The 14,057-nt window shown below is 54.4% G+C and carries 18 protein-coding genes and 1 tRNA gene; 12 read left to right on the forward strand and 7 right to left on the reverse strand.

What is annotated here, in order from left to right; all coding sequences use genetic code 11:
- Nucleotides 1-365 precede the first annotated feature (365 nt).
- The 5 genes from JCM12296_RS14210 to JCM12296_RS14225 form a co-directional block, all read right to left on the reverse strand.
- Nucleotides 366-806: a hypothetical protein gene (locus JCM12296_RS14210; protein WP_054694206.1), complete on the reverse strand. Its 441-nt coding sequence runs from the start codon at nucleotides 804-806 to the stop codon at nucleotides 366-368.
- Nucleotides 803-2,116, reverse strand: a complete 1,314-nt coding sequence (locus JCM12296_RS14215) for a recombinase family protein (RefSeq protein ID WP_246804309.1) — start codon at nucleotides 2,114-2,116, stop codon at nucleotides 803-805. The genes JCM12296_RS14210 and JCM12296_RS14215 overlap by 4 nt, the downstream gene beginning before the upstream one ends.
- Nucleotides 2,062-2,415: a recombinase family protein gene (locus JCM12296_RS44505; protein WP_246804310.1), complete on the reverse strand. Its 354-nt coding sequence runs from the start codon at nucleotides 2,413-2,415 to the stop codon at nucleotides 2,062-2,064. Before JCM12296_RS44505 ends, JCM12296_RS14215 begins: the two co-directional genes overlap by 55 nt.
- Nucleotides 2,412-2,951, reverse strand: coding sequence for a DUF2924 domain-containing protein (locus tag JCM12296_RS14220; protein WP_054694209.1), 540 nt, complete (start codon nucleotides 2,949-2,951; stop codon nucleotides 2,412-2,414). Before JCM12296_RS14220 ends, JCM12296_RS44505 begins: the two co-directional genes overlap by 4 nt.
- 66 nt (nucleotides 2,952-3,017) lie before the next feature.
- Entirely contained in the window at nucleotides 3,018-3,239 is a 222-nt protein-coding gene (locus tag JCM12296_RS14225; RefSeq protein ID WP_054694212.1) for a hypothetical protein, read from the reverse strand.
- A 744-nt stretch (nucleotides 3,240-3,983) separates the two neighbouring features.
- Between JCM12296_RS14225 and JCM12296_RS14230 the strand changes: the two genes are divergently transcribed.
- The 12 genes from JCM12296_RS14230 to JCM12296_RS14285 all read left to right on the forward strand — a co-directional run bounded on the left by JCM12296_RS14230 (nucleotide 3,984) and on the right by JCM12296_RS14285 (nucleotide 12,031).
- Nucleotides 3,984-5,153, forward strand: coding sequence for a tyrosine-type recombinase/integrase (locus tag JCM12296_RS14230; protein WP_054694215.1), 1,170 nt, complete (start codon nucleotides 3,984-3,986; stop codon nucleotides 5,151-5,153).
- A 284-nt stretch (nucleotides 5,154-5,437) separates the two neighbouring features.
- Entirely contained in the window at nucleotides 5,438-5,794 is a 357-nt protein-coding gene (locus JCM12296_RS14235) for a helix-turn-helix domain-containing protein (RefSeq protein ID WP_054694218.1), read from the forward strand.
- A 98-nt stretch (nucleotides 5,795-5,892) separates the two neighbouring features.
- Nucleotides 5,893-6,567, forward strand: a complete 675-nt coding sequence (locus JCM12296_RS14240; RefSeq protein WP_054694221.1) for a hypothetical protein — start codon at nucleotides 5,893-5,895, stop codon at nucleotides 6,565-6,567.
- A gap of 296 nt (nucleotides 6,568-6,863) precedes the next feature.
- The gene (locus tag JCM12296_RS14245) at nucleotides 6,864-7,043 is read left to right on the forward strand and encodes a helix-turn-helix domain-containing protein (RefSeq protein WP_054694223.1); all 180 of its coding nucleotides are present in this window, start codon (nucleotides 6,864-6,866) and stop codon (nucleotides 7,041-7,043) included.
- 28 nt (nucleotides 7,044-7,071) lie between these two features.
- On the forward strand, nucleotides 7,072-7,953 hold the full coding sequence (locus tag JCM12296_RS14250) for a hypothetical protein (RefSeq protein WP_054694225.1): 882 nt from the start codon (nucleotides 7,072-7,074) through the stop codon (nucleotides 7,951-7,953).
- 211 nt (nucleotides 7,954-8,164) lie between these two features.
- Entirely contained in the window at nucleotides 8,165-8,389 is a 225-nt protein-coding gene (locus JCM12296_RS14255; RefSeq protein ID WP_054694228.1) for a hypothetical protein, read from the forward strand.
- A gap of 1 nt (nucleotide 8,390) precedes the next feature.
- On the forward strand, nucleotides 8,391-8,600 hold the full coding sequence (locus tag JCM12296_RS14260; protein ID WP_054694231.1) for a hypothetical protein: 210 nt from the start codon (nucleotides 8,391-8,393) through the stop codon (nucleotides 8,598-8,600).
- 134 nt (nucleotides 8,601-8,734) lie between these two features.
- Complete coding sequence (locus tag JCM12296_RS14265; protein ID WP_281492017.1) at nucleotides 8,735-10,060, forward strand: phage major capsid protein; 1,326 nt, start codon at nucleotides 8,735-8,737, stop codon at nucleotides 10,058-10,060.
- 8 nt (nucleotides 10,061-10,068) lie between these two features.
- On the forward strand, nucleotides 10,069-10,365 hold the full coding sequence (locus tag JCM12296_RS47525; protein WP_054694236.1) for a phage major capsid family protein: 297 nt from the start codon (nucleotides 10,069-10,071) through the stop codon (nucleotides 10,363-10,365).
- Between the two features lie 164 nt (nucleotides 10,366-10,529).
- Nucleotides 10,530-11,156, forward strand: coding sequence for a phage tail protein (locus JCM12296_RS14275; protein ID WP_054694239.1), 627 nt, complete (start codon nucleotides 10,530-10,532; stop codon nucleotides 11,154-11,156).
- Between the two features lie 219 nt (nucleotides 11,157-11,375).
- Nucleotides 11,376-11,822, forward strand: coding sequence for a terminase small subunit (locus tag JCM12296_RS14280; RefSeq protein ID WP_054694242.1), 447 nt, complete (start codon nucleotides 11,376-11,378; stop codon nucleotides 11,820-11,822).
- Nucleotides 11,823-11,830: 8 nt separating this feature from the next.
- The gene (locus tag JCM12296_RS14285; protein WP_054694245.1) at nucleotides 11,831-12,031 is read left to right on the forward strand and encodes a MerR family transcriptional regulator; all 201 of its coding nucleotides are present in this window, start codon (nucleotides 11,831-11,833) and stop codon (nucleotides 12,029-12,031) included.
- Nucleotides 12,032-12,974: 943 nt separating this feature from the next.
- On the opposite strand, the gene JCM12296_RS14290 is transcribed toward JCM12296_RS14285, so the two are convergent.
- A tRNA-Asn gene (locus JCM12296_RS14290) sits at nucleotides 12,975-13,050 on the reverse strand.
- Nucleotides 13,051-13,158: 108 nt separating this feature from the next.
- Nucleotides 13,159-13,920, reverse strand: a complete 762-nt coding sequence (locus tag JCM12296_RS14295; protein WP_054694248.1) for a class I SAM-dependent methyltransferase — start codon at nucleotides 13,918-13,920, stop codon at nucleotides 13,159-13,161.
- Between the last annotated feature and the right edge of the window lie 137 nt (nucleotides 13,921-14,057).

Below are 14,057 nucleotides of genomic sequence, written 5' to 3' on the forward strand. Positions count from 1 at the left end.
GAAAAATGCGGCCACAACGAGGAGGATTATATCGGTTGCTATACCCATTTATGCTCCAATCCTATGATACATTCAAATATAACCAAATATTCAGATAGTTATCCATAAAGCAAAAAACCGCGCCATTGTCCACCGCTTTGGTTCGGTTAACTTGTGAACATGAGGTCTTCTTCGCTGCTCTTCGACCATGATCTCCTAAACCTATTATGAGGCCTGGGCACTAACGACAGAAGCCGCAGGTTCAGTCGAGACGAACCGCGGCCAACCTATAAGTTTTATATTCTATGACCTGATAGGCGTCAGGTCAATAGAAAAGATGAGTGTGGGCCCAGAAGGTGGTATGATGAGAGAAAGAGAAGGCTGTTCTATTTTCCCAAGCGCTCTCGCACCAGCTTCGCCCACATCTTGCGCTGACGGTGCCAGTGGGCGACGGCGGCGATGGGGCGGACATCCTTCTCACGGATCGGATCACGGCCTTTGACCGTGCGGGGCAGAAACAGGAGGGCTTCCTGAATGTCGGGGGCCAGGTTGAGCAGGTTCATGATCTGCGTGATTCTGGCCCGCGTCACGTAACCGAGGCGGGCCAGATCCGCATAATCACGCACTTCACCGTTGCCCACCAGCCCGTCGTAGCGGATCGCCAGAGCCATCAGGCGCGAGATGCGGGGCACGTTTCCCGGTTCGATGTTTCGGTCGTTGCGTGATTGGGCATTGCCGTTTTTCCGGCTGTTCTTGGGCTGGAAGGTGAAGGATACCTCCAACCGGCTTAGTCCAATTCCCGAAGCGTCCGGTCTGTGATGTTTCATGCCGTTCCCTCTGCATCTCTGACGGCGGCCTCGCTGCACAGCGCTTTGATCCCCGGTGACCGGAACGTGACCGTCACCTTGCCGTCCCGTCCGTCATAGCCGACGCGTTCGACGAGCAACCGAACGATCCGGGACTGTTCTCGGGGGGAGAGCGATTCCCACACCGGGGCGAAAGCTGTCAGGGCTCTGGTCAGGTCACCTTCATCCACGGCTTCTTTCTGGATGGAAATGACCTCTTCACGGATGGCGGTCATCCGTTGATCCAGGGACCCGATCTGGTCCTGAAGGTCGGCCAGCTGATCAATCGCCAATTTCTGGTCAGAGGCGACGGAAAAGGACTCACTCATCAGTTTCTGAACCCTGGTGTGCAGCCGCTTGAGCACCCGTTCATGGCTCTGCCGCTCCTTATTCAGTTCCGCCAACCGTTTTTCGCTTTCCTCTCTGACTTTCGCCGCCGTAGCCGCAATGATCGTCTCGTTGCTTCCGATGCCGCGGATGTGTTCAACCACCGCATTCTCGATCTCCTGGGCGTTGAGCGACTTGCTCGGGCAGGACGACCACCCCCGCTGCTGGGCGTTGAGGCACACGTAATATCGGTATAGCCTGCCGTTCTTGTTGGTGTAGGTATGGATCATGCCGGTGCCGCAGGGCGCACAGTAGAGAATCCCTTTCAAAAGCGCGCCGTACTTGTTGCGCACCGCCTTGCCGCCTGTCTGGCCGTTTCTCCGGAGGGTATTCTGCACCCGTTGCCAGAGGTCGATGTCCACGATCCCGTCGTGTTCACCGTCATAGATGGTTCCTCTAAAGGCGACCTTGCCGGTGTAGGTCACGTTTGTCAGAAGCCGGAATAGGCTGTTCTTGCTAAAGGGCTTTCCACCACGCTCTTTACCTTTTAGGGTGGTCCATCGCTTGGCGTGCCACCCCCTCCGTCCGAGTTCCTCAACCACCGGGATCATGGCCTTGTGTTCGAGATAGAGCTGGTAGATCGCCTTTACCTGGGCGGCTTCCTCTTTATTGATCACCAGCTTGCCGCCTTGCCGGTCCACGTCGTATCCCAGGACCGGTTGGCCGCCGATCCACTTTCCTTTCCTGCGAGCTGCGGACATCTTGTCCCGTGTACGTTCCGAGATGATCTCGCGCTCGAACTGGGCGAACGAAAGCAGGATATTCAAGGTGAGCCGCCCCATGGAGCTGGTCGTGTTGAACTGCTGCGTGACCGATACGAAGCTCACGGCATGCTTGTCGAACAGCTCCATCATGCGGGCGAAATCCAGGAGGGAACGACTGAGCCGATCCACCTTGTAGACCACGACGCAGTCGATCTCCCCGGCCTCGATATCGGCGAACAGGCGTTGAAGGCTGGGCGCTCCATATTGCCGCCGGTGAAACCGCCGTCGTCGTACCTCGCAGGCAGGCAGGACCAACCCTCGTGTCTCTGGCTCACGATATACGCCTCGGCTGACTCCCGCTGGGCATCCAGGCTGTTGAACTCCTGCTCGAGCCCTTCGTCGGTGGACTTTCGCGTATAGATGGCGCAGCGGGTGGCTCCGTTCTCTTCTGGAACCGGCTGCCGGGCGGATGATAGAGATTGGATACTGGTTCTGTTCATTCGTTCCTCCTTTTCGTTTTTCGGTTCCCGCTCTGCGCGGTCCCGCCGTCGGCCAATCCGAAGAAGAGGAACCCGTTCCATTTGCTGCCCGTTACTTCCTTGGCGATGGCGGACAGGGATTTGTATCGACGTCCCTCGAACTCGAACCCGTTGTCGAGGACCTTGACAACGATGTCGCGGCCCTTGAAATCCCTGGCGAGCAGCGTGCCGGGAAGGGGCAGCCGCGGATCTCGCGAGGGGGGAAGGTGGCTGATCGAGGTCCTTGTCCTCACTTCCGCTGAGCCAGACTTGACCGGGTCGCGGGGAGTGCGGATTCTGAGATCTGCGTCGTCGGCCAGCTCCTCGGCGCGCCGACGGGCCCTTTCGGTAAGGTCGCCTTCGGCCAGGACCTGGATGCGCCAGGCGATGCGTTTGCGCAGGAACTCCTTGTGGTAGGATCGCGTCTCCTCGCCGAACACATCGAGATACTTCTCTCGAAGCTCGCCGACCGTCATCCGGGCGAGCCCCTGGATTTCTTGATATGTGGTTGTTTCCATCCGAAACCTCCTTGGTTCACGTTTCACCCGTCGCGTGCGGTCCTCCCGCACCACAATCTCGGGGCGTTAACTCGTGAATGAATGAAGGCTTCGGTGGCCCGAAACATCAAGGCGTTTCTCCGTAAACGCCTCAGATTCTTGGACTTGCACCACATTCCCCTCCGAATCTTGGGAATCAGAGGGAAGTCTTCGGCCTTTCCGGTAGCGCATGTAGCCCTGGGCCAGGATTGAGACGACTTCGGCGGTCACCGCTTCAATCGTGTCGGGGATGTTGGTTTCAGCCTGCATCCGGTCCTCCTTCGCAGAAGGCCGATGGAAGGACCGTTGTGGATGCCGCGGGATGAACGACCTTGGTCAGGAACCGTTGGAGTCCGTCCGATATCGCTCGAGAGCGATGTCGCCGGCACCCACAACGGTCTCCGTTCTCACGGCCGCATCCGCTGTCTGGTGATCAACTTGCCGCCGAACCCCTTGGTCCGGCTTCCGGCTGATACCTACCGGAGGATCGCGTTTGATGTCGGCGCAGGGTCTGTGGGGAACCGGGCTGTTAAATAGCCGGATTCAAAAAGCGGAGAACGGGAGAATCAGGAAAGGACATTTGCGAAAACCGCGGCTGAACCCCCACGGTTGCATCGCAACCCCGAGCGGAGAGCATCGAAACGGAGAATCGGGAAGGATGTGCCCGTCGGCGTAAGTCGGCGAAGGCAGGGCAGAAACGACAATACCCCGTGGGGATCAACCCACAGGGTATTGCGTTAAATAAGAACCGCTGTTTTCAGCGGATAGAATTTTGGCTCCCCAGCACGGACTCGAACCGCGGACCCAGTGGTTAACAGCCACGGTTTTGGATTTTCGCCCTATTTACCTGTATTTCCTTAGACGTAATAAAAAACAGCAAAAGCAGTATGTTGTGATTGCTTTATTTTTAATTGACATAATCAGGCTTACCTGATTTTATAAGCTCCATGGTGGGTATAGTGGTGGGTATCGATTCCAAGTGGTTTTTTCAGTGGTCTCCAAAAGGGGGATGTCATGCCAGCACAAAAAAGATTCAAGACCGACTATCCTGGTGTCTATTACATCCTTGGGAAGGCGGTTTCGACCGGCAAGCCGGAAAAGATTTTCTACATCGATTACCGCAAAAATGGGAAGCGGGTACAGGAAAAGGCCGGTCGGCAATATCAGGACAACATGACACCAGCCAAGGCGAACCAGATACGGGCGAACAAGATACAGGGGAGAGAACTCCCGAATGCCGAACGCAGAGCCGCTCAAGAAGCCGCTGAGAAGGCAGAAAACGACCGATGGACCATCGACCGGTTATGGGACCTTTACTGTGAAAACAACGCCGATAACAAGTCCTTGAAGAACGAGAAGCTCAAATATGAAAATGCGATCAGGAACCGCATCGGCAAAAAGGAGCCCGGTGAACTCGTTCCCCTGGATATTGACCGGATTAGGATCAAATGGATCAAGGCCGGCAAGAAGACCATGGGCGTTCGGGTGTTGGAGCTTCTACGCCGAACGGTCAACTATGGTGTCAACCGTGGGTTGGTGGCGCCTATTAATTATAAAATCGAAATTCCCCGCTTGAACAACCAGACCACCGAAGACCTTTCCCCCGAACAGATCAAGAAGTTGATTGAAGTTCTTGACGCCGATAATGACCAGACGGCCGCCAATGTCATGCGGCTTGCATTGTTCACCGGGATGCGCCGAGGTGAGATTTTCAAACTCCGGTGGGATGACATCGATTTCCGCCGCGGGTTCATCACGTTGGCCGACCCAAAAGGCGGGCAAGACCAAACCATTCCTTTAAATGATGCAGCACGGGCGGTGTTGGAATCAATCGAGACGGACGATGACGAACCATGGGTCTTTCCCGGGCGCTTTCCTGGGCAGCACCTGACCGATTGCCGTGATAGTTTCCGTAGGATAGCCAAGGCGGCAGGGTTCCCGCCGGGATTTCGGCCGCTTCATGGGCTCAGGCATGTCTACGCTTCGATGCTGGCCAGTAGCGGCCAGGTGGACTTATACACCTTGCAAAAACTGATGACCCACAAGAGCCCGTTGATGACCCAACGCTATGCCCACCTACGAGACGAAGCGTTGAAGGCCGCCAGCAACCTTGCCGGTGATATCGTGGCCAGTATTACAACCGATAATGGCAAGAAGGTAGCCGGTATTGATGATCGGGATTGATCTCAGCCTTGACATATACTAAAAAAGGTATAATATGAACCTGTGGCAAGTCGTATTAAGCAAAAAGGCGGTAAAGCAAACCAAGACGTTGCCGAAGGTCGTACGGGAAAACCTGTATGCCCTGATCCGTCAAATTGAAATATACGGGCCTGTCCGGGGAGATTGGCCCAATTACAGCAAGCTGAGTCCAGGACGCCACCATTGTCACATCAAAAAGGGTCGGCCCACCTATGTGGCTGTCTGGGAAGTGCGCAACCGGACAATACAGCTTGTCGAGGTGACATATGCTGGAACGCACGAAAAAGCGCCGTACTGATAAAACCGTGGTCCTCACCTTTCAGGGGCCGGAGTCGAACCGCCAGGCAGCGGTGGACTTTCTTTCCCGCCTGGGATTTGTGGACACGTCAGATACTGTTCCATGGCGGGAAGCCTTTCAGGATATCAGCGAAGAGGAAGGCCCGGCGGTTGTCTTGCGTGCCATGCGTCGGCGTGAAGGTCTCACTCAAAAGGCGCTTTCCGAAAAAGCTGACATTCCCCAGGGACATATCTCGGCGATGGAAAGGGGTAAGATGCCCATCGGCGTTGCCCGTGCCAAGAAGTTGGCGAAGGCATTGAACGCTGGATACAAAGTGTTTTTGTAAATCGATTTTCCGGGGATAGGGCGACGGCCCGAAAAGCCGGTTTCCCGGCCGGCCTTCCCCGGAATTCTTAACCGGGAACCATCACGGGATATGGTAAGATGGAAAGCCTGGCCGAAAAGGACAGCAAATCAAAGGGCTCTTTTTTCATCAAATACTTGAATGCTCCGGTACAATCAGATCAAACCGCGATACGCTCACTTTTTGGAGATATTGAAAACACCCTCCTATATTTAAGCGAAGAGATAACAGGCGACGGTGGATATGATGGCTCTGACGAGTATTACGAGCCCAACTTGGAAATACCACCGCACATGTTCCGGTTCCCCTACCTTCCCGACTTGATATCAATTCTTGTCGCATTCGAAAAGTATGCGAACATGAGCAAGGCAGAGGCTGAAGGTAGAAGCTATCTATTCTCGCCCGGAGAAATAGGCTATGATGAGGAAATGATCGCCTATCACGCCTCCCGGAACTACCGAGCGGTGCATCTGTGGTTTACTCGGCTTGTGGAAAGTCTATCAAGTGGGACCGATCCATCAAACGATTGCCAAGGGTTGGAATATCTTGCTCAGGTAGTAAATAAATACCCCCCGATTCGGTATTTGAATTCTACAAAGTGGGAGTGGGTAACAATATTCAATCCATCGATAAATTTTACCATAGGGCCTTACGGCGCTTCGAAAGTTGCCCATGATAGATGGCTTAATGAGCTTTTGCTATCTTTCGTGGCTTATGATCTTTTTGACTACGGGACAAAAATACCCAGATTTTAAAAATGTAAAGCGGTGCCCGTTCTGTAATCAGTTCTTTGTAGCCAGCGATAAAAAGGCGATCTATTGCTACTCGATAGAATGCCAAAAAAGAAAAGTAGCACTCAAGAAAAAACGTCAGAGAGAAAGGAACCCGCTCAAATATATTTGACGTGTCCCCCTAATTTTCAACTTTTGAACAGATTTGGGTAGACTTTATATATATTGATATAAGTAGGTTAACGATAGTACAAGACGCTTAAAGCTTATCGCTTGGCGTCTTTTTTTTTATTCTTTAAGAATTAAAGGAGGAATTCGTTATGGGTAAACTTCTGACTGAAAAGCAAGTTGCGGAAAAGCTCAGTCTTCACGTTCAAACGTTGAGGAACTGGCGATTTCATAGGCGGGATTTGCCGTACTTAAAGGTCGGCAGCGCCGTCAGATACGATCCGGACGATGTTGAAAAGTGGCTTGAACATCAGAAAGTAAACCCCGCGTGATCACCAGCGGATCGGAACTGGCGTAAAAATGCAGAACGGTAACTGGGTACCATTGGATAAATCGTTGGCGATGCACCTTCCGAAGAGTAAACCATATAGCGAAATCGAAGCGGTTTTTTCATTGCAGGTGGATTACGACGAAGGAAACCCTGCAACAGTCGCCGGATATGCTGCGTTGTGGTCATGGTCTCGGAAGCGGGTATCAAATTTTTTAAAATCTCTTGGAATCGAACTTGTCTACCCGGAAGACACCCGCAAAAAACAAAATCAGCGGGGACAGATCGCGTTGCAGATAAGGAGCAGATCGGGAACAGATACGGAACAGATAAGATTGATTGATTCCAAATGGTTACATGATATCGGGGACAGATCTGGAACAGATACGGAACAGATAAGGAGCAGATCGCGTTGCACTACTATAGATCCTAATCCTAATCCTGATCCAAACAATACCCCCATACCCCCAAAGGGGGATTCCCATCGCTATTCTCAATCGTTCGAAAACTTCTGGCAGGCATGCCCGAAAAAGTCTGGCAAGGATGCCGCCTTAAGGGCCTGGAAAAAAGTAGGCAAGCGAAACGATGTAACACCGGCACTGCTTATCGCGGCAATGAGCAACCAAGTCGATAAAAACCATTTTCGGGGTAACGACGGCCAAGACTATTTCCCTAACCCGGCAACCTGGTTGAACCAAGGCCGGTGGCAAGACGAAATAGCCAACCAAACCGCCACCACTCCACCAACGGAAAGGTTCATCAGGCCAACCACGTACGCGCAGGCCCGTGATTACGAAACCCGTCAGCAGGTCGAACTTTTGAGGAGACTCGAAAATGAAGACAGTCAGCAAGGCAACGATCGGCAAAGAGCTGGTCCGGCTCAACTTGGTTTTGAGCGCCCAAAAGGGGATTGAATAACACAATTTGACCCAGACGAGCTGCCCCTCCCGGCCTGGGGAACTCAATACAAAGGCCCACCGATGAACGACCGAATTTGCATCATGTACGAAGGGCGCCCCGCAGAAGCACTCGCGGCGGCGATCCGGGAACACGGCGAGCAGAACAGTTTTCTCTTGGTGCCAAACCACATGACGTGGCTGGTGCCAAAATCGAAAGGATCAAAAAATGCCAGCGACAAAATCAGGACCGGCTCTTTGGCCGGTGGAAGCCAACGACCAAAAACTCAAGACCATGGTGGATGAGATCGGCCAACCGCTGATGGACCTCGCAGCGTGGGCCGGCCAGAGGGCCGCCGAGGGCGACCGTGAATCCCTTGGCCTGCTGGTCAGGCACGTCATCGAAATCGTTCGAACCACGGAAATTATTTCGCGGGAACAAAAATCCAATTGACATGAAAAACTGTATCAAATATGCTACACACGACGGTGCGAAAGCCTGTTTGCTCGACCCGAAGCTGCGCGAGCGTTTCGGAACAATTCAAACATTTCCAGCTTTGCCCGCCCACGGACCGGCGGCAAAAGCGGAGAGCGCGGACAGCCTTTCCTGGATGAGTTTTTCTCATTTCGGGATGGGCTTTTTTATTTTGAAAGGCAACCATTGAATATTTATCGAAGTTTTGAAATCAACATCGATACCCGCGACGACAAACGCCGCACGGTTGAGGCATCGATCAGTTCGGAAGCGCCTGTCGAAAGATGGGACGGAATCGAGATTTTGATCCACGACCCGAGCGCCGTGGACCTTTCACGGGCACCGCTGCCGCTGATCGTCTCCCACGATTCCAGCCAAACACCGGTCGGAATCGTTGAATGTTTGAGAGTGGTTGACCGCAAATTGCGTGGATTGCTGCGATTCGGCAACAGTACCAGGGCATGTGAGGTCTGGGCCGACGTGCAATCCGGCATCATCCGTAATTTGTCGATCGGGTATCAAATTTTAAAAAAACAGGTCGATGGCGACGTGTATCGGGCCGTTAAGTGGGTTCCTTTTGAGGTTTCCCTCGTGGCGGTTCCTGCTGACAATTCCGTCGGTATCGGTCGTTCCTACGAAAGTGAGAAAAATATGACCATCGAAAACGAAAATGAGAATAAACGGCCCCGCGAGATTCGCCGGGCGGCTGCACGTGAAGCCAAGGACGAAATTATGGAATTTTTAGCCCTGGGCGAGCGCTTCGGTATGACCAAGGAAGCCAATCAGGCGATCCGCGAGGGAGTGCCGCTGGAGACCTTCAGGACCCAGGTGATGGACGCCGTCGAGCGGCGCAACGCCAACCCGCCCAGCCAGGACGCATTTACCTTTGGCGTTGACCGTGGCCTGGGGATGAGTCGTGGAGAGATTTCCAGTTATTCGGTTATGAACCTGCTCCGGGTCGCCGCGTATCCCAATGAGCCAAAGTTCAGACAGATGGCAGGCCTCGAACTCGATGTTTCCGACGCCGAGACGAAGAGATTGCAAGGCGACGGCATTTCGACCAAGGGTTACCGAATCCCTATTGACGTGACCAATTCGTGGCAGACCAGAACCTTGACCGCCGGCACGGCAACGGACGGGGCGGAGCTGGTCGGTACCAACCTGCTTGCCGGATCGTTCATTGATGTCTTGCGGAACCGGGCCATCTGCCTCGCCATGGGGGCGCGGGTAATGACCAATCTGGTCGGGAACGTCAGTATCCCCCGCAAAACCTCTGGATCGGTGTGGGCCTGGCTTGCAAATGAAGGGGATAACGTCGGCAACAGTGAGGCCCAATTCGATAGCCTCACCCTCACCCCGAAAACCGGCGGCGCTTATACCGACCTGTCCAGGAACTTGCTTTTACAGGGCACGCCCGACGCTGAACAGCTCATCCGCGATGACCTGGCGCAAGCGGCGGCTACCGGTATTGACCTGGCGTGTCTGTACGGTAGCGGGGCCAGCGGGCAGCCCACGGGCATTGCCAACGTCACAGGCATCAACGCCCCGACCGCCTTCGCCGCGGCGACGCCCACCTGGGCCGAAGTCGTGGCCATGAAATCGTCAGTGGCCGTCGATAACGCCTTATGGGAAGCTTGGGGTACGTCATAGAGCCGGCCATGCAGGGTAGCCTGCAGACCACGGAGAAGGCCAGTGGAACCGGAAAGTTTATTCTTGAAGATGATGGTTCCCGATTGGCCGGTTATAAGTGCGGCGTGTCCTCCCAGATCACCAGCGGGGATATCTTTTTCGGCAATTGGTCCGACCTGATCGTTGCTTTCTGGGGCGGACTGGATATTCTGGCCGATCCTTACACCCTCGGCCTTTCAGGCGGGCTTCGGTTGATCGTCCACCAGTCTTGTGACGTCGCCGTACGCCATCCGGTATCCTTCGCCTACAACAACGACGGGGCATAGGAAGTAAGCGCCGGGCGGGTGGGCGCAATCTGGCCGGGCATTCGCTCCCCGTTTGATCCAGGCCATCCGGGTTGGGCACCCGGGGTCTGGGTTCAAGCGGGTTTTTCACCACCGGCCGAACCCGTGGAGATACCTACAATAATAGAAAACGAAAGGAAATAATCATGCTGGTCGTAAAATCAAACATCAAAGAGTTCTCGCGATGGATGAACAAAGTCGAAAAAAAGCAACTCCCCTATGCGACAGCCCTGGCACTTACCAGGACCGCACAAGACGTTCAGTCGTACATCCAAGATGCCATATCCGGTATTTTCAATGTCACGAAGAAGTGGTGGCTCAAGAAACAGCCCACCGGGATCAAGATCAAGTCGGCAAAGAAAACAGATAAAAATATGTTCTCACGCATCTATACCGAAGCCTATTTCGCTGACCTGCAAGAGGACGGCGGGGTCAAGAAACCCCACAAAGGCAGGGCACTTCTCATTCCGACAAATAAGACGCCTAAGTATGGTCGCAAGTCAGGCGGGCACATCAAGATCCTCAACGATAGTAAAACGTTGAGCAAGGGGAAAAACGGAAGCCGCTTTTTCGAAATGGAAAGCGGTTTTGTCGGCGTATTCAAACGCCGCGGAAAGAAGCGCCTGCCAATCGATGCGATGTACCATGTCGTAGGGTCAGCCAACATCAAGCCGCGTTTCGGATTCAAACGTATGGCTGAGCGGGTGGCCATCCAGCGATTCTCAAAGAGATTCGCCGAGGCGCTTGCTAAGGCGCTGAGGACGGCAAGATGAACACCATGGCCTGTCATGGCCATAGACCACCCCATTGCGCCGCATGGGGCCGCCATGAGTTGCTATGACGTGGTGGTTTTTAAACATGGGGGCCTTTGGGGAGGGCGGCAACCCGGGGGTGGGTGATCGTCGCGGGTCCTTCTGGAAGCGTTCTACCGCGGGTAACGCGAAGGCGCGAAAGGTCTCTGATCACAACTAAAAATTTGGAAACTACTATTCATGAAAGCCAACCGATCCCAAACGGCCGAAATCTTCGGCGTTGCCATGACGACGGTGGACACCTGGCGCAAGCAGGGGTGTCCCGTCGAAAGCGAAGGTGGGCGCGGTGTCGCAATGAGCTTCGATACGGCTGCGGTTTTTCGATGGTTGCTTGACAGGAGCCCTATAGACGGTGCAAATTATACCGCGCTGATCGAATTTGAGAAGTATCGAAAGTTGAAGCGGGAAAATGATGTCGAGGAGCAGAAGGTCGCCCCGGTGTCATTGATCACCAACGCCCTGGAAAAGACCGGCCGCCAGATTATCGCCGAGTTTGAGTCATTGCCGTTGGTGCTGAAACGGAATTTCCCCGAGCTGTCCGGCGATCAAATTCAGCTCGTGAAAAAATCAATCGCGATGGTTCGCAATGCCGTTGCCGGCATGAAAATCGATTTTTTGGATGAATAACGGAGCCGATGACAATTGACATTTTCCTGGACGGCGACCAGATCGCCCAGGCGCTGAAGATCCCCAAAAAGGAGATCCGACGCTATGTCAAAGAATACGGCCTTCCTGCCTTCCAATCCCATCCCCCCACCGGCCCATGGCGTGCCCGGCCCGAATCGCTTCAGAAATGGGCGGTTGAATTCGAACAGCGGTTCCTGAAAAAACGATAGCCCCGGCGACCGCGGTGAAAAGGGTGTCACCACCAATGACCCCCTTTGAACGTCGTTATTGCCGAGTTTCAAAAGCCGGGAATTCCGTCGGCAATAGTGACGGTATTATTGGAACTCACTAAAACTGAGTTTCAAAGCAAGCGTCGGTATTACCGACACCACGCGCCCGCAAACCCGTTGACAGGCCGCCCACCCTGGGGTATGAATAAAAATGTCATGGCCAGTTCCATGACCCGGTTTTGCAGCCGGAAAACACAAAGGCGCATGAGCGCCAGATTTTACAGTACGGCGCTTTTTTTATGCCCGCACTGTGATCCAATTGGCGGCGCATGCTCGGGGGCTTAGGCCCGCCGGTTTCCTTTGTGACCGGTCTGCAAACCGAGTGTGTGCCGCCATTTTTGTTTTGCAGCAAAGACGGCGGCCTTTTGAATCTTTCACAAAGGAGGCAGTCAAAATGTGTCTTTACGAAAAAGAGTTTGACGTGGAAACCAACTTGGAGATCCTTAACAATTATGTAGCGGGGCTTTATACAATCGCGGTGGAATCAAATGGAGCTCTGAACGCATATCCATAGCCGAATTTTCGGCTTTGTTTCTGCCGGTCCGGGATGCCGTCTACAATATCTATCGGGACTTTAAGAAACAGAACGAAGAGTTAAATGTTTCAAACCACCCTCAGCAGGACTGAGGGTGCACCGGCCCCTGGCCATCATTCGAGACAGTCAACGCCCTGGGAAACCGGGGCGTTTTTTGTGGCTCACGGATCGTCAAATGTGACCCACAAGCGGTTTTGCCGATCGTTCGGTGATAACAAGCGCGTCCATCCCCAACGCGCCGCGAGTTTATCTATGGCCGGCATGAGTGTAGCCTGGTGCGTGGTGGGTATAATGGTGGGTAAAGAAAAAGGGGCTACAGACCGAAAATCTGTAACCCCTTGTTTTGTTTGGCTCCCCAGCACGGACTCGAACCGCGGACCCAGTGGTTAACAGCCACTTGCTCTGCCGACTGAGCTACTGGGGATCAAAAGTTTCCCGAACCGACAGGCGGCGAAGGAAGCGCCATAAATAGTCGACCGGAGATGAGTTGTCAAGCCATTTTTTTGTCAGCGCGAAGACCCATGGTTTCTGGTCATCCGGGCCTTGCCGAGCAAGAGGAGGCTGTACCTGTTTTGGGTTCAGCCGGCTTTTTTTCGAAATAGAGGACCAGGCTTTTGCCCAAAACCGGATTGAGCAGCCGATCGATGAAACCGGTGATCCAGGGCTTCTGCAGGATGTCCCAGGTCAGTAGCCGGTGATAAAGGTTGACGGCCACCGCGTCGGTGCGCGTGGGACCGACCAGGCACTTGAGCCACCAGTAGGGCGTGTGGATGCTGTGGGCCCAGTGGCGTCCGATGAACCGGATTCCGGTGCGCCCCAGCCGGTCGATCAGCTCTGCCTCGCGGTAGATGCGCACATGGCCCTGGTTGGCGTTGACATAGTCATCGGACAGGGCCCAACAGATGCGTTCGGGCAGGAAGCGGGGCACACTCACCACCAGCGGACGTCCCGGCTTGAGCACCCGCACGATCTCGGCCATGGCTACCCCGTCGTCGGGGATATGCTCCAGCACTTCGCTGCAGACAACCAGGTCGAAGCCGGCATCCGGAAAAGGCAGCCGGGTAACATCGGCAACGGCCAGGTTCCAGACACCACCACCGTGCGCACCCCATTGGTCATGCAAGGTCAAGCGTTCACGAGCTTCCCGCAGGTCATTCAGGTTCAGGTCGGCGCCGGTCACCCGTACGCCCTCCAGCCCATAGGCGGCGGCGGTGTGGCGGCCGGAACCGCAGCCGATATCGAGAATGCGGTCGCCCGGGCGGATCGTCAACCGGGAGAAATCAACGGTAATCACGAATGGTCTCCCGATAGGCCTGGGCGGTCTTTTCCGCCGCATGCTGCCAGGTGAAACGCTGCTGAACCCGCTGATAGCCGCGATTTCCCAGTTCGCAGCCCGTTCGGGGTGATCCAGAAGATCGCAGATGGCCCGGG

Origin of the sequence: Desulfosarcina cetonica JCM 12296, from assembly GCF_001311845.1 — a bacterium.
Classification (GTDB): Bacteria; Desulfobacterota; Desulfobacteria; order Desulfobacterales; family Desulfosarcinaceae; genus Desulfosarcina; species Desulfosarcina cetonica.

What these genes read in the sequence shown, in the direction of transcription:
- JCM12296_RS14230 (WP_054694215.1), top strand. Translation starts at nt 3,984, where the DNA reads ATGCCAGCACAAAAAAGATTCAAGACCGACTATCCTGGTGTCTATTAC.
- JCM12296_RS14235 (WP_054694218.1), top strand. Translation starts at nt 5,438, where the DNA reads ATGCTGGAACGCACGAAAAAGCGCCGTACTGATAAAACCGTGGTCCTC.
- JCM12296_RS14250 (WP_054694225.1), top strand. Translation starts at nt 7,072, where the DNA reads ATGCAGAACGGTAACTGGGTACCATTGGATAAATCGTTGGCGATGCAC.
- JCM12296_RS14285 (WP_054694245.1), top strand. Translation starts at nt 11,831, where the DNA reads ATGACAATTGACATTTTCCTGGACGGCGACCAGATCGCCCAGGCGCTG.
- JCM12296_RS14260 (WP_054694231.1), top strand. Translation starts at nt 8,391, where the DNA reads ATGAAAAACTGTATCAAATATGCTACACACGACGGTGCGAAAGCCTGT.
- JCM12296_RS14280 (WP_054694242.1), top strand. Translation starts at nt 11,376, where the DNA reads ATGAAAGCCAACCGATCCCAAACGGCCGAAATCTTCGGCGTTGCCATG.
- JCM12296_RS14225 (WP_054694212.1), bottom strand. Translation starts at nt 3,239, where the DNA reads ATGCAGGCTGAAACCAACATCCCCGACACGATTGAAGCGGTGACCGCC.
- JCM12296_RS14275 (WP_054694239.1), top strand. Translation starts at nt 10,530, where the DNA reads ATGCTGGTCGTAAAATCAAACATCAAAGAGTTCTCGCGATGGATGAAC.
- JCM12296_RS14255 (WP_054694228.1), top strand. Translation starts at nt 8,165, where the DNA reads ATGCCAGCGACAAAATCAGGACCGGCTCTTTGGCCGGTGGAAGCCAAC.
- JCM12296_RS47525 (WP_054694236.1), top strand. Translation starts at nt 10,069, where the DNA reads ATGCAGGGTAGCCTGCAGACCACGGAGAAGGCCAGTGGAACCGGAAAG.
- JCM12296_RS14240 (WP_054694221.1), top strand. Translation starts at nt 5,893, where the DNA reads ATGGAAAGCCTGGCCGAAAAGGACAGCAAATCAAAGGGCTCTTTTTTC.
- JCM12296_RS14220 (WP_054694209.1), bottom strand. Translation starts at nt 2,951, where the DNA reads ATGGAAACAACCACATATCAAGAAATCCAGGGGCTCGCCCGGATGACG.
- JCM12296_RS14210 (WP_054694206.1), bottom strand. Translation starts at nt 806, where the DNA reads ATGAAACATCACAGACCGGACGCTTCGGGAATTGGACTAAGCCGGTTG.
- JCM12296_RS44505 (WP_246804310.1), bottom strand. Translation starts at nt 2,415, where the DNA reads ATGAACAGAACCAGTATCCAATCTCTATCATCCGCCCGGCAGCCGGTT.
- JCM12296_RS14245 (WP_054694223.1), top strand. Translation starts at nt 6,864, where the DNA reads ATGGGTAAACTTCTGACTGAAAAGCAAGTTGCGGAAAAGCTCAGTCTT.